The organism is Nocardia australiensis, from assembly GCF_020733705.1.
Lineage (GTDB): Bacteria > Actinomycetota > Actinomycetes > Mycobacteriales > Mycobacteriaceae > Nocardia > Nocardia australiensis.
Genome location: NZ_JAJFZM010000002.1, coordinates 891,300 through 903,721, shown reverse-complemented (window position 1 = coordinate 903,721; position 12,422 = coordinate 891,300). Strand labels below are relative to the sequence as shown.

The following is a 12,422-nucleotide window of genomic DNA, read 5'->3' as shown; positions in this document are numbered from 1 at the left end:
CATGGTCTCCCGACTCGACCCCTACATCAGTTTTGGAGACTCGGCTCGAGCGGCAGTCGAGTTCTATCGAGATGTGTTCGGTGGCACGCTGGCCATCCGCACCTTCGGTGAGTTCGGAGATAAGGACGCGCCGGTCCTGCTGGAGAAGCAGATGTGGGGCGACGAGTTCGGCATGTGCGTCGATCGTCGACGTCACTGCTGCGGCTCAGTAGCGGTGCGAGACCGCTGAGCGCCGGTCGGCGCGTTGTGTAGCAAATGGTCAGAAACCGGTCCGCCAAGGCTTAACATCGCGAAATGACGACAAACAGCGTGGTAGAGGGACCACTGCAAATGCTGGCCCGGAGTGCGTGGCAATCGGTTCTCGTCACTGGCATCCTGTCGGTGATCCTTGGAATACTGATTCTCGTGTGGCCCGGCAAGACGTTGTTGGTGGCTGGCATCATCTTCGGCATCTATCTGGTCGTGACCGGTGTGCTGCAATTGCTCGCCGCGTTCGGCGCGCCGGCGAGACCGGGAATGCGGGTGCTGTCGTTCATCATCGGCGTCCTGTCGATCGTGATCGGCGTCTTCTGTTTCCGAGACGAGCTGGCATCGATTCTGTTACTCGGTATCTGGATCGGCATCGCATGGCTGTTCCGTGGTGTGGCCTCGGCGATGGGCGCGCTGTCGGAGCCGGGACTGCCCGGACGTGGCTGGATCGCGTTCTTCGGTGTCATCACCGCGATCGCGGGTGTGGTGCTGATCGTGTGGCCGGTCGAGTCGGTGGCCACCCTCGCGTTAATTGCCGGTATCTGGCTGATCGTCCTCGGCGTCATCGAGATCATTACGTCCTTCGGCATTCGCAAGGACGTCAAGAAGCTGGTGTAACTCGTTTCGACGTGGCCGGTCACCGGTCGGCTGATCGATGCCAATCGCGCACCGCGTCGCGGACCCGGTCGAACAATGCCAATGGTGGTCCGGTGAGCATGTTCGCTATCGGGGACTCTCCGGCGTGCGGGTGCGGCCGGGTCGGCGCGATCGCTTCCGCGGCACGGACCGAGCCGACCATGTGTTCGAGCTTGCTCACCGAGAACGACTTTCGCAGCAACGCAAATTCTTCGCCTTCCTCATGGGCGGCGTGTTCGGCGACCGCATCGGCGAATGTGGCCAGCTTCGCATCGAAGTCCGGGTGCTCGACGCCGAGGTCGTAGAGTTCGGCCAGGTCGTGTTTGGCCTTGTTCTCCTCCGACAAGCGCGCCTTGACCATCGGTTCGACCCCGAAGTGCGCGCGGCTTGCCACCGGGTGGACAACCTCCTCCTCGGCGCTTTCGTGCACGGCGAGCAACCGCACCAATTCGGTGAACAGCGCCTGCTTGTCGCCCTGTCCGGACCGCAGCTTGCCGAACAGGTCCTTGATCTGCGCATGCTGCGCTGTCAGTACGTCGACCACGTCCTCGATCGATTCCGTGCTCATGGCGGGGTCCTCTCGGTGCGTCGTGGATTGAATTCTCCTCCTGTTCGTATCCGGTTGGTCATCGTGGAGATACCCGGCGTCGGGCGAGTAGTCAGGGTGTGCGGGGCCAATGTGTGGACGGCCGGGGAGTGGTAGCCGCCATATGCCGGACGCGGGCCGGCGCGTCTACCCGATGGGCGAGGCGATCGAAGATGTCACTGCCGACATGGCGTAACGCGGACCCGCGCACGCCGATGTGGAGCGGGGCATCACTCTCGGCGGAATCCGGGTGCGCGATGTCGCGCAGGCATCCAAATGCAAACGACATGCCTGCGTGATGCAGCCTTCAGCACAGCCCGCCTCCGTTTGCGCAAATACATCCACGACGCAGCGTAGTAGTTCGCGGTTCGATGAACTAGCGTGTGATCTCATGGATTTCGTTTACAACATCGTGGTTGTCACCCATCTGCTCGGTATGGCCGCGGTAGTCGGCGGTTACGCCGCCGGGCATCCCTTGGTTTCGGGGTTGATGGTGTGGGGTGCGCGCGTGCAGATCATCAGTGGCGTCGTGCTCGTCGGCATGGCCGAGTCGATCGACTCGCTCGGCAAGGACCCGAACATGATGAAGATCGGCACGAAGCTGGTCATCGCGGTCTTGGTCGCGGCGTTTGCCGAGATGGGGCACGCGGATGCCAAGCGCGGCAAGAACATTGCGTGGATGACCCATGCGGCGGGCGGTCTGGCGATCGCGAATGTGCTCGTCGCCGCGTTGTGGACGTAGTACATAGGTTCACGCGGCCGGCGTCGTCGAACGCCGGCCGCGCGGTTGCCGCTATGACTCGAACAACGACTGCCCGAGATACCCGCCCGGTGACCGCACTCCCGGCGGAATGACGAACACCGCCGATCCCACCGGCGTCGTCCACACATTGAGCGCGTCGAACTCGGCGAGTCGTTGCTGTACTGGCAGATACTGGGCATCCACGTCTCGCTGGAACGTGGCGAACAGCAGCCCGGAATTCGAGGTACGACCGGGCATCGGCGCGTCGTCGTAGTTGTAACCGCGCCGCAGGAACCGCTCGCCGTCGTGGGTGTGATGGGCCCTGGCGATATGAGACGACGGCGGGATCACCGCGATCCCGTGCGCGTCGACGGCCGCGAAGTCCGGGTCGTCGGATTCCCGCTGGCCGGTCAGCGGCGCACCCTCGGCGATCGTGCGGCCAATAGTGAGCTCCCTTCCCTCCGGGTCGATTTCGTCCCAGGTGTCGAGTTGCATCGCGATCCGCCGCAGCACCAGTGAGGTGCCGTCGGCCAGCCATGGCTGTGTGGCGCCGTCATCCCACACGAGCCGGTCGAAATCGGGGGTGTCCGGTGCGATGTTCACCGTGCCGTCGACCTGCCCCATGAGATTGCGCGGATTGCGTCCGGGTGCGGCGTCACGGAACCCACGCTGCACCCAGCGCACCGACACCAGCGATGTCACGCTCTTGCACAGCACCCGCACCGCATGGGAGACCGCAGTGGTCTCCTCGGCGCAAACCTGAAGCACCAGATCGCCGTCACTCCAGTCCGAGGCGAGCTGGTCGATGGCGAACGGCGGCAGCGGATGTAGCCACGAGGGCCGCCGATTCTCCAGTCCGGCCACCGTGAACACCCGGGCACCGAGCCCGGCTGTGACGGTGAGACGCGAAGGTCGTTGCGCCAGTTCGGGTTCGGTGTCGGCGAGTGCGGGGTGGCCCTGGGTGAGCCGCGCGGCGTCATCGGTCCAGATCTTCAGTACGCCGATGATGTCGTCACGATCGGTGTCCGCGCGCAGGTCGAAGCCGACGAACGCGACCTGCGACTGCGGTGTGGTCGCGATGCCCGCTTGGTGCCGACCATAGAACGGCTCGATTGCCGCTGACGTGGAGGTCTCGGTGCGGTGCCGGCTATTGAGCCCTGCCGCACCAACCCCGATCCCGGCCGCACCCGCCGCGGCGGCGGCGCCACCGAATAGTCGCCGCCGGTTGATGCGTCCGGACCGGCGCGCCGCGGGGTCGGCGCGCCGTTGCGGCTCAGCCACCGTGCGCGGGGGAATGCCCGGCATGCGGGGACGCGTCGCCACTCATCTCACCTTCGGGCGCGTAATTCTCCTGGTTGCCGGGGAAGTCACGTACCTGGGCGGTGAATGTGGTGGTCGACCCGTCGTCGAAGGTCAGCGTGACCGGGGTTTGCGCACCGGTGCGCAGCGGTCCGTTGAGGCCCATGAACATAATGTGGTTGGCGCCTGGACGTAGTGGTGTGGTGCCGTGCGCTGGAATGACGAAGCCGCCTTCCTTGGGTTGCATCTTCTTCGTACCGTCCGCGCTCGCGACGACTTCGTGCAGTTCGATGCGATTGGACGCGGGGCTGGTGGCGGAAACGACGGTCACGTCCTTGTCGCCGGCATTATTGAGGTCGCCGAACGCGGCGGACATGTCGCTGTCGGCGGCCTTGATCCACTGGTTGCTGATCGTGATCGAATCCGCGGCACGGGCGGCGGGATTGTCATTGGACGAGCAGCCCACGAGCAGCAATGGCGTCACCGCGACCGCGACGGCGCCACGTAAGAGTCGAGCCGAGCGGGATGGTGATGTTCGGGTTGGCATAGGCATAACAAACTCCGATTCGGAAAGTGGTTGGTACGCCGCGCCTATGGCCGGGGTCGGTAGCTCGGCAATGCGCCAGCGCACCGCGATTGCGGGTGGTGTTCGGCACGCACGACAACGCGCGCCGATCATCTGCGGCGTGATCGGTCGGTCAGCGCATCCGTGGCGGCCCGCGGGTCCCGATTCCCGAGCTGAGCAGTAACCGGTGGGGAGTGGGGGCGACGCCTGTGGGCGTCGCGTAGGCAAACCGCGGGTCAGCGATGGGTGCGGCGCGCAGCGCCCGCGCCGTACGCCGCACGCTCGACGCCGCTCGGGCGAGGGCGAATTCGGCGGCGCGAATGAGTAGCGCACCCGCAGGGATGGCGATCAGGTGGGCGGCAAGCATCGCCGCGGGTGCGTGCGGGGCGTGGTGGTGGCCGGGTGCCAGTGACAGCGCGGTATGGCCGACTGCCTGCCCGATGGCAAGCAGTGTCATCAAAACAACGAGACCGTGCCGGACGCGTATCGCGGCGACACCAACCCCGACGAGTGCGCAGGCGGCGATCAGCAGGACGACGGCGGATTGATCGGGGGAGACGGCGCCACCGCCGAGGGCGTGCGCGCCGATGCTTACCGCACCGGACGCGGATCCGACGAACGCGCCGCGCCATCGCGCCGCTGCATCAGTCGGACTGTACACGGGTTCATACTACTGCTGGTCGTAGTGCGGCGGTGTTTGCGGGACCCGGCCATCGAGAATGCGTGTTTGTACATCTGAGGGCAATGATCGCCCGAATCGCTGGGCCGCGCACGCACTTCATCCCGGTCGCGGTCGACAACTGATGTCATGGAGCTCGTCGAGGTGCGGTCGGCGCGGGTATCTGGCGGGTGAGGTCGGAATGAAGCAGTACCTCGACCTCGGTGCCGGGCTGCCGACCAAGGAGAACACCCACCAGGTGGCCCGATCGTTCCAGCCGGATGCGCGGGCGGCATCGCGCGCAAGTAGTCGCACACGCGATCTCCACGATTGACACGGCTTCTGTCCACATCCAGCCGTGCACGGTATCGGGTATGCGTTGGAGGCGCGATGACCGTGTTGTCCCGGAAGTGCCGTCCGGCGGCCGGGCTGAGGTTCGTCAGCGGCGTGAGCGGCGTGTGCCCCCTGCCCGCCGTCCGGCGGCGAAGAGGCGGGTCCGAAATCAGTTCGGACCCGCCTCGGGCCGCGTTCAGCGGGGGCTATGTCTACCGGGTCGCCGGTAGCTGATCAGCAGGCCGGATCGCTGTCGCGCCGCCGTAGTGCTCGAAACGTCGGTGGATCAGTAGTTGTGGCAGGAGTCGACGACCAGGCGCAGCTTCGGGCCGAACTCCGGATTTTCGCTGATGGTCGCATCCAGTTGTTTTTGCTGGGAGAGGATCTGCTCGAATGCCGCCCTGCGCTGCTCAGGGGGCTGGTTGTACGCCTGCTCGATCATGGCCTTGTCGGCGGGGGAGGCATCCAGTTGGGCAGCGGCATCGGGGTCGACCACGTGCAGCGCGGCGTCGATTTGAGTGAATGAGCAACTCGAGCTCAACAGTGGTTCCAGGTTGTCCATCGCATCTGCCTGGGCGGTCGCGGCTCCGAATAATGCGGTACTGGCGACGCATCCGCCGATGGCGAGAGACAGGACCGCATTGTTGACGCTGAGCATCTTCATGAAGTGACCCTTTCGGTTAACCGTGATCGGACGATGGGGCGGGTGCCACATCGTTGGGTACACACGAGTGAATCGGAGCCGCCGCGCAATTCGGATTGGTCCCACCTTGGCCCGATTGGCCGATCAAATCGAGAAATGGCGCTCTACCTGCGGCGTTCATCATGGCATTGCGTGCAATGATGCGTGGGCGTAATCGCGGATGCTCGGGCAGCGCTGACGCCCGAGCAAGGTCGGCCGTTACGTAGGGAGTGCTTGACCGCGGCGACCCGTATTCGAGCATTTCGGATTCGTGCGTGAGATGGCGCGCGGCCACTTTCCTCCTGGGGTGTCTGCGGCGCCAGCGTTTCGTGGATCACCGTGAGCCTCGGATCGAGAATGCGCACACCGGGTGGCAGTGACCGGCTCGCCGCCGCAACGGAGACCATCGGCGAGGTGATGGCGGAACAGTTCGCACCGCTCGCGCGCACTGAACGCCGGGAACGACATGGGCTGGCGCGGTTCATCGAATTCGCTGCTGGGCAGAGCTGATCACGGCAGGTGATGGCGTGAATTAACGTCGCCGCTGTCGTGGGTCGGTGGTCTGGATGCGGTGGGCGACTGCGCTGAGTCCGTCGGCGAGGGCGGAGAGTTGGGTGGGGGTGAGTACGTCGATCAGGAGTTCGCGCACCAGTGTTACGTGGGCGGGGGCGGCGTCGTCGAGTTTGTGGCGGCCGGCCTTGGTGAGGGTTGCGGTTATCCCGCGTACGTCGGTGTCGCAGGATTCGCGGCGGACCAGTCCGGCCTTTTCGAGTCGGTCGACCTGGTAGGTCAGGCCGCTTTTGGAGTTGACCAGGGAATCGGCGAGCTCGGTCATCCGGATCTTGCCGTGGGGGGCGGCAGCGAGGCGGACCAGTATTTCGTACTGGGCGTGGGAGAGTCCGGCGTCCTCCTTGAGGTGCTGCTCGATCTGCCGGTCCAGTAGCGCCCAGCCCGACAGTAGCGCCTGCCAGGCACGCATCTCCTCGGCGTTGAGCCATTTGGGTTCGCCCACCTGTTCAGCCTACCGGTGTTGTTCAAATTTGAACAAACAGGTACGCTCCTGTTGTTCAAATTTGAACAACTAGGAGGTGGCATGACTACATACCGGGCCCATCGGATGCCCGTGTTGTACCTATCGCACGGCGCACCGCCGTTGACCGACGACCCGATCTGGCCGGGGCAGCTGGCGGCATGGTCGGCGCGGCTGCCGAAACCCAAAGCCGTGCTGATGATTTCGGCGCATTGGGAGGAGGCTCCGATAGCCATCGGCGCTACCGAGACGGTGCCGCTGACCTACGACTTCTCGGGATTTCCGCAGCGCTACTACGACGTCCACTATCCAGCGCCGGGCGCGCCCGAACTGGCTGCTCGGGTGCGGAAGTTGATGCGCGGTCACGGAAGTCCGGTGCGCGATGTGCCCGGCCGCGGCCTCGACCACGGCGCCTATGTGCCGATGACGCAGATGTATCCGGCCGCGGATGTTCCGGTGCTGCAGATGTCGCTGCCCACGCTGGATCCGCGAGCGCTCATGACGGTCGGCCGCAAGTTGGCACCGATACGTGACGAGGGCGTACTGATCGTCGGCAGCGGCTTCTTCACCCACAACCTGCGTGCTCTCACCGGCGACGGTTCGGTCCATCCCGTGATGGCCGAATTCGACGACTGGGGGCAGCGCGCCTTGGCGGCGGGTGATATCGACACCCTGCTGGACTTCGAAAACAAGGCGCCCGCACCGCATCTCGCGCACCCGCGCACCGAACACTTCGCCCCGCTGTTCGTCGCACTCGGCGCGGGCGAGTCGGATCTGGCCACCTACCGCACCGTTATCGACGATTTCTGGCACGGACTGGCCAAACGTTCCATTCAACTCGGCTGAACCCGAACAACCCACCATTAGGAGACCTCTCATGACCACCACCACCCTCGAACGGACCGGCGACAATGCCGCGAAGACTGTCGGTGGTCAGACCGCCTACGACGCCGGACTATTGGTACTGCGGCTGGCCGTCGGCTCGACCCTCGCCGCACACGGAACCCAGAAGCTCTTCGGCTGGTTCGGCGGCGCTGGCGTGGCGGGCACCGGCAAATTCTTCACCGCGAGTGGATACCCCGCGGGCGAGACCATGGCCGCGATCGCGGGACTCAGCGAGACGCTCGGCGGTCTCGGTCTTGCCCTCGGCCTACTGACCCCGCTGGCCGCCGCCGCCGTGCTCGGCACCATGATCAATGCCATCGTGGTGAAAGGGACCGGCGCCTTCTTCGCGCCCAAAGGGGTCGAATACGAACTGATCCTGGCCCTGGCCGCCGCCGCTCTCGCCCTCACCGGCCCGGGACGCGTCGCTGTCGACCATTGCCTGCCCGCACTGCGCAACCACCGCCTCGGCTACGGCATCGCAGCCATCGCACTGGCCGTGATCACCGCTGGCGTCGTTTTGCTCACGCGGAACTGACCGCCGCTCGGCCGGACCGCGACGGCATCAGGGTCGACAGATGTGAGTACCGTCCGGTCGAGGCATAGCTATTCGGCGCGAATTGCGCCGAGCGCCAGGGTGGAGCGGCGCGCGTTGTTCGTCGAGGCGGCGTTGACGGTATTCGCCGAGAAGTCCGACGCGGCCAGTTCGATCACCGACAGCCCCGGCTGGACCATGTTCGGCTACACCACCGAACCCGGCTCACTCACCGAGGAACACATCCGCCTTCTCGGCAGCCTCGCAGCAACCGATGTCCAGCAGGGCGAGAAGTCTCATCGCCTCACCGACTGAGTGCGGACACATGGTCGCGTCGCAGATCTGCGTTCCCCATCCTCCCGAATGACGCCTTACAGGTCGGGCCCGAATGTGTCGACCGAGCCCGCTGGCCGCTGTTATTCAGCCGGCTCGGGGGCGCTAGGCGGGGGTGGGTTGTCCCAATGGAAACCGTGGCACTCGCTCTGCCAGATCGGTGGTTCGACGGCGTAGTCGAAGACCAGAATTCCCGACAAGACCGAGCCGATCAGCATCCCCACCGCCAAACAGCGCCGGGTGCCGCGCGAACCGCGTATCAGGAACGCGGCAGCGAGCACGCCGGCGAGCATCAACGCAAGTGGTCCCAGCGCCGCCAAACCGGGGTGGTCCTCGGCCCGGCAGGCACCGAAAGCGCTGTACCAGAGCCAAAATGCCGCCACCGCGACGATCAGCGTCGCTGACGCGACGGCCCCCAGAATAACGAGATACGTGAAAAATTTGCGCGCCTCGCTCATCCCTGGACCTCCCCGATCGTTCGTGCATGATCCTGGCCCTCGACCGAGAGATCGCGCAGATAGGCGCGGATGCGCCCCCCGATGCCAAAGTCGGCACAGGTTTTGGCGACCATGGAGTTGCGACGCGCTGTGATCACCAGGAAACGTGTGCCTGTACTGCCATCATGGCTGACCGAACCGCTCTGGGACCGATTTTCGAGCGCACCCATGCCTGACAGCACACCTACCACCGCCTCGTCCGCTGCTACGAACGCTTGCGCCATCGTGATCGACGTCTTCTTCTGCTACCCGGACTCCACAGGGGCAGTGCTATGCGACGCTGCTCGGCGTCGGCCGCACGATCGGCAACGTGGTGTTGGTTTGCGCCCTCGGCGCGACGATGACGACGCAGTGTTTGCTTTCTGACCACCAATCAGGCGCTCGCCGCACCTAGCCTTGTTCGAGTGGTAGGTCGCTGTAGGCCACCACCCCGCCTCCCACGAATGGCAGCAGTCGGTTGGCTTCCTGTTCCAGGGCCGCCCGATCGGTTGGGCAGAGCGGTCGGAACGGGGTGAGCAGCAGCGTCCCGGCGTCGCAGGACCACGTTCCGCGCACCCAGCCGTCCACCAGGAAGGTGGGCCGTACCTGTGCCCGGCCGGGCATCACCCGCTTCCGATCCTCGTCGCTGATGATCCGGGTCCGGTCGGCGTGGCCGAGCAGGGCGTTGTCGAAGGCGGGCAGCAGCCGCGCCGGCGCGAGCGTTTCGGGGTCGGGCAGCTCAGCGTCGGCCAGATCGATCAGATCCCTGCCGTCGGGACCGGAGTAGTGGCGCAGTTCGTGCATCTCCGTGACGACCTCGCCCAGGCGGGTGAGGCCGCACCAGGCCTGGACGTCCTTCACTCCGGCCGGCCCGAAGGCGGCCAGATAGCGGCGGATCAGCTCCTTGGCCGAATCCTTGGCGGCCGCCGTCGCCATCGGCTGTCCCAGCCAGACCTCGGCGGGCGTGACCGAGACCGCCGACCGGTTGCCCCGGGAGCCCCACGCGCCGGTGGCCGCACCATGGACGAGGGGGGTGCGCAGTTCCAACTGCCCGGCGAGAATCCGCCCGTCACATCCAGGATGGCGTTCGGCCAGCCGCCGGGCCAGCTCCTTGCGCGACAGCGTCCCTCCCGCTAGCAGGTCGAGTCCGTCGGCCACCACGTCCAGGCCGGTGCTGTTCCGGGTGAAGTGGGGCGAGCCGGCCGTGCGGTCGAGCACGGGCTACAGCAGCGGCCGCAGCCAACGGAAGTCGTCGGCCGCGGCGAGGTGCTGGGTACTGCGGATCGCCGTCCACCTCGGTCTCGGCGACGGTGACATGGTCGAGCGTGGCGGTGCCGGTGATCTGGGCAGTCAGCTGGATCTCACGAGTGATCATTTTTCTGTATTTCTGTCCTTGCCTCGTGTGCGGTCGTCGGGATCGACTCTAAGGAGGCTTCCGGGCCGCATCGCGTCGGCGCACTCGGCGGACACTGGTACCTGGTGGCCTACGACCTGCGACGGCACAACTGGCGCCTGGGGCCGATTCGGACCTAGTCCTTCATCGGCTGAGCTGACAGGCCTACTGGGGGATGAGGGCGAGTTGGCGTGATTGCGCGACGAGGGTTCCTGTGCTGTCCCAGATTTCGAAATCCTCCTCGTGGAATCCGTCCATGAGATAGTCGGTGTGGACCCGACATGCCAGCCAACCCGGAGCCGGGCGGCGCCGGATATGTACCGTGAGTTCGATTGTCGAGGACCCCGAGACACCGGTATCGAACACCACCGGCATGGCGGCGTCGACGAGCAGGGCCAGCGCGATCGAATCCGCCTCGCGACCGTCGGCGAAACGCATCCAGAATTCGGCGGTGGTCGTGCCACCGGGCTCACCGCGCCAGAAGCCCGCGACTTCCGGCATACGGATATCGATGCGTTCGGCGATGGTCGCACCATCTGGAACGACGCCACCGAGCGGGTCGAGACACCGAGCGGGCGCGGGCAGCGCGGGCGGGGTATTGCGCACCAGCGTAGGACCCGCAGCGGTGGCCAGATCGGTGAAAGTCGCCAGCACGCGGATGATTTCACGATCATCACGAGTCAGGATCGCTTGACCGGTCGCCGTGCGCCGCCCGATGCGGGCGATATCGGTGTGGATGAGAGCGCTGCCCGGAGTGCCCGGACGCAGGAAATGGGCGGACGCGGACAGCAGGTCGGGATGCGGAAGCTCGTCGTGCAGTGCTTGCAAAGCGGTGGCGAGCAGATAGCCACCATTCGCAGTGCCACCCAGCGTGGACCAGCGATCCGACAACCACGAACCGTATTCATGGTCGCCAACGCGTGCGCAGGCAGTGTCGGTGTCGAATGCGAAATCCGCGGTGGTAGTCATCAGCCGACGCTACCGTGCCGGTTACTCACGAGAACACCGATGGTCGTGCACGCCGGTGCGGCGCCGGGACTCCAACCGCTGCTAGGAGTTCCGACGTTGCTGCCGGTGGTTCAGTCACCTACCTTCGCAATGACCTTCTCGGCGAACCGGGACAGATGGGCGATCTTGGTGTCGAGCGGTTCGGTATCGGCCTCGATCGTGTACGGGTAGCGGAAACCGACAATCACATCGGTGACACCCTTGTCCTCGAGGCGTTTCACGCCGTCCACGGTGAACCCGTCCAGCGAAATGACGTGCACCTCGAAGTCCTCGCGGGTCCCGTACTCAGCACGCAGCACACTCAGCTGATCCAGCAACCGGCCGAGTTCCTCGGCGTCGCCGCCCGCGTGCATCCACCCGTCGCCACGCTGCGCCGCCCTCCGCAGCGCGGGCCGGCTGTGACCACCGATCAGGATCGGGATCGGCTCGCTGGGCACCGGATTGATCTTTATCGGCGCAATATCGTAGAACTTGCCGTGAAATTCGAAGTAGCCGTCAGCCGACAGTGGGGGAGCGACCGCCGATGTCGCGCTACCGGTCAGCCCACGCACGATATCGATGCACTCGTCCATCCGCGCGCCCCGATGCTCGAACGGCACCCCCATCATGTCGAAATCATCAGGCCACGGGCTGATTCCGACACCGAGCCCCAGCCGGTTACCGCTCATCGCCGCGATGGACGCGGCCTGCTTCGCGACCAGCACCGGCGGACGAATCGGCAACTTCAGCACGAACGGCGTGAACCGCAGCGTCGTCGTCACCGCGGCCATCGCGGCCGAAACCACGAACGCCTCGACGAACGGCTTGTTCTCCAAGAACTCCCGATTACCGTCGGGGGTGTAGGGGTAGGTCGCGTCGGAGTCCTTCGGGTAGGCGACGCTGTCGGCGACAACCATGGTCGAATACCCGGCCTCCTCCGCCGCGCGAGCCAGCGGCACGTAATAGGCGGGGTCGACCATCGTCTCGGCGTAGGTGAATCGCATAGCGGCATCCTTCGGTGCGGAGGTATTGGGGT

The 12,422-nt window shown here is 65.5% G+C and carries 20 protein-coding genes; 9 read left to right on the top strand and 11 right to left on the bottom strand.

Going from position 1 to position 12,422, the window contains the following annotated elements; all coding sequences use genetic code 11:
* Position 1 precedes the first annotated feature (1 nt).
* Together LKE06_RS19090 and LKE06_RS19085 are read left to right on the top strand one after the other, a co-directional pair.
* Entirely contained in the window at positions 2–229 is a 228-nt protein-coding gene (locus LKE06_RS19090) for a VOC family protein (protein ID WP_228000589.1), read from the top strand.
* Positions 230–294: 65 nt separating this feature from the next.
* Complete coding sequence (locus LKE06_RS19085; protein WP_228000588.1) at positions 295–867, top strand: HdeD family acid-resistance protein; 573 nt, start codon at positions 295–297, stop codon at positions 865–867.
* A gap of 19 nt (positions 868–886) precedes the next feature.
* On the opposite strand, the gene LKE06_RS19080 is transcribed toward LKE06_RS19085, so the two are convergent.
* The gene (locus LKE06_RS19080; protein WP_228000587.1) at positions 887–1,453 is read right to left on the bottom strand and encodes a hemerythrin domain-containing protein; all 567 of its coding nucleotides are present in this window, start codon (positions 1,451–1,453) and stop codon (positions 887–889) included.
* Positions 1,454–1,862: 409 nt separating this feature from the next.
* On the opposite strand from LKE06_RS19080, the gene LKE06_RS19075 reads away from it, so the two are divergent.
* Complete coding sequence (locus LKE06_RS19075; RefSeq protein WP_228000586.1) at positions 1,863–2,213, top strand: hypothetical protein; 351 nt, start codon at positions 1,863–1,865, stop codon at positions 2,211–2,213.
* Positions 2,214–2,264: 51 nt separating this feature from the next.
* Here the strand turns inward: LKE06_RS19075 and LKE06_RS19070 are convergent, their stop codons facing one another.
* The 3 genes from LKE06_RS19070 to LKE06_RS19060 form a co-directional block, all read right to left on the bottom strand.
* Positions 2,265–3,518, bottom strand: coding sequence for a Dyp-type peroxidase (locus tag LKE06_RS19070; RefSeq protein ID WP_228000681.1), 1,254 nt, complete (start codon positions 3,516–3,518; stop codon positions 2,265–2,267).
* The gene (locus tag LKE06_RS19065; protein ID WP_228000680.1) at positions 3,487–4,059 is read right to left on the bottom strand and encodes a copper chaperone PCu(A)C; all 573 of its coding nucleotides are present in this window, start codon (positions 4,057–4,059) and stop codon (positions 3,487–3,489) included. Before LKE06_RS19065 ends, LKE06_RS19070 begins: the two co-directional genes overlap by 32 nt.
* Positions 4,060–4,210: 151 nt before the next feature.
* Positions 4,211–4,738, bottom strand: a complete 528-nt coding sequence (locus LKE06_RS19060) for a hypothetical protein (RefSeq protein ID WP_228000585.1) — start codon at positions 4,736–4,738, stop codon at positions 4,211–4,213.
* A gap of 58 nt (positions 4,739–4,796) precedes the next feature.
* Between LKE06_RS19060 and LKE06_RS19055 the strand changes: the two genes are divergently transcribed.
* Positions 4,797–5,069: an SAM-dependent methyltransferase gene (locus LKE06_RS19055; RefSeq protein WP_308188386.1), complete on the top strand. Its 273-nt coding sequence runs from the start codon at positions 4,797–4,799 to the stop codon at positions 5,067–5,069.
* 285 nt (positions 5,070–5,354) lie between these two features.
* Here the strand turns inward: LKE06_RS19055 and LKE06_RS19050 are convergent, their stop codons facing one another.
* Positions 5,355–5,732, bottom strand: a complete 378-nt coding sequence (locus tag LKE06_RS19050) for a hemophore-related protein (RefSeq protein WP_228000582.1) — start codon at positions 5,730–5,732, stop codon at positions 5,355–5,357.
* Positions 5,733–6,107: 375 nt separating this feature from the next.
* Here LKE06_RS19050 and LKE06_RS19045 point away from each other — a divergent pair, with 375 nt between their 5' ends.
* Complete coding sequence (locus tag LKE06_RS19045; protein WP_228000581.1) at positions 6,108–6,260, top strand: hypothetical protein; 153 nt, start codon at positions 6,108–6,110, stop codon at positions 6,258–6,260.
* A gap of 22 nt (positions 6,261–6,282) precedes the next feature.
* Here LKE06_RS19045 and LKE06_RS19040 read toward each other — a convergent pair whose 3' ends face one another.
* Positions 6,283–6,762 carry a MarR family winged helix-turn-helix transcriptional regulator gene (locus tag LKE06_RS19040; protein ID WP_228000580.1) on the bottom strand — a complete coding sequence of 160 codons (480 nt, stop codon included), beginning with the start codon at positions 6,760–6,762 and terminating at the stop codon, positions 6,283–6,285.
* Positions 6,763–6,843: 81 nt separating this feature from the next.
* Between LKE06_RS19040 and LKE06_RS19035 the strand changes: the two genes are divergently transcribed.
* The 3 genes from LKE06_RS19035 to LKE06_RS19025 are packed head-to-tail and all read left to right on the top strand — an operon-like array spanning position 6,844 to position 8,512.
* Positions 6,844–7,626: a dioxygenase family protein gene (locus LKE06_RS19035; RefSeq protein WP_228000579.1), complete on the top strand. Its 783-nt coding sequence runs from the start codon at positions 6,844–6,846 to the stop codon at positions 7,624–7,626.
* Between the two features lie 31 nt (positions 7,627–7,657).
* Complete coding sequence (locus tag LKE06_RS19030) at positions 7,658–8,200, top strand: DoxX family protein (RefSeq protein WP_228000578.1); 543 nt, start codon at positions 7,658–7,660, stop codon at positions 8,198–8,200.
* 42 nt (positions 8,201–8,242) lie between these two features.
* Positions 8,243–8,512, top strand: a complete 270-nt coding sequence (locus LKE06_RS19025; RefSeq protein ID WP_228000577.1) for a hypothetical protein — start codon at positions 8,243–8,245, stop codon at positions 8,510–8,512.
* 101 nt (positions 8,513–8,613) lie between these two features.
* Here LKE06_RS19025 and LKE06_RS19020 read toward each other — a convergent pair whose 3' ends face one another.
* The 3 genes from LKE06_RS19020 to LKE06_RS19010 all read right to left on the bottom strand — a co-directional run bounded on the left by LKE06_RS19020 (position 8,614) and on the right by LKE06_RS19010 (position 10,224).
* A complete protein-coding gene (locus tag LKE06_RS19020) occupies positions 8,614–8,988 on the bottom strand; it encodes a hypothetical protein (protein ID WP_228000574.1) in 375 nt (124 codons plus the stop codon).
* Complete coding sequence (locus tag LKE06_RS19015) at positions 8,985–9,251, bottom strand: hypothetical protein (protein ID WP_228000573.1); 267 nt, start codon at positions 9,249–9,251, stop codon at positions 8,985–8,987. The genes LKE06_RS19020 and LKE06_RS19015 overlap by 4 nt, the downstream gene beginning before the upstream one ends.
* Before the next feature lie 166 nt (positions 9,252–9,417).
* On the bottom strand, positions 9,418–10,224 hold the full coding sequence (locus LKE06_RS19010; RefSeq protein WP_228000572.1) for a winged helix DNA-binding domain-containing protein: 807 nt from the start codon (positions 10,222–10,224) through the stop codon (positions 9,418–9,420).
* A 165-nt stretch (positions 10,225–10,389) separates the two neighbouring features.
* Here LKE06_RS19010 and LKE06_RS33460 point away from each other — a divergent pair, with 165 nt between their 5' ends.
* Positions 10,390–10,539, top strand: coding sequence for a WYL domain-containing protein (locus LKE06_RS33460; RefSeq protein ID WP_443678134.1), 150 nt, complete (start codon positions 10,390–10,392; stop codon positions 10,537–10,539).
* A 25-nt stretch (positions 10,540–10,564) separates the two neighbouring features.
* Here LKE06_RS33460 and LKE06_RS19005 read toward each other — a convergent pair whose 3' ends face one another.
* On the bottom strand, positions 10,565–11,368 hold the full coding sequence (locus LKE06_RS19005; RefSeq protein ID WP_228000571.1) for a thioesterase family protein: 804 nt from the start codon (positions 11,366–11,368) through the stop codon (positions 10,565–10,567).
* Positions 11,369–11,478: 110 nt separating this feature from the next.
* A complete protein-coding gene (locus LKE06_RS19000; RefSeq protein ID WP_228000570.1) occupies positions 11,479–12,390 on the bottom strand; it encodes a TIGR03619 family F420-dependent LLM class oxidoreductase in 912 nt (303 codons plus the stop codon).
* Positions 12,391–12,422: the final 32 nt, after the last annotated feature.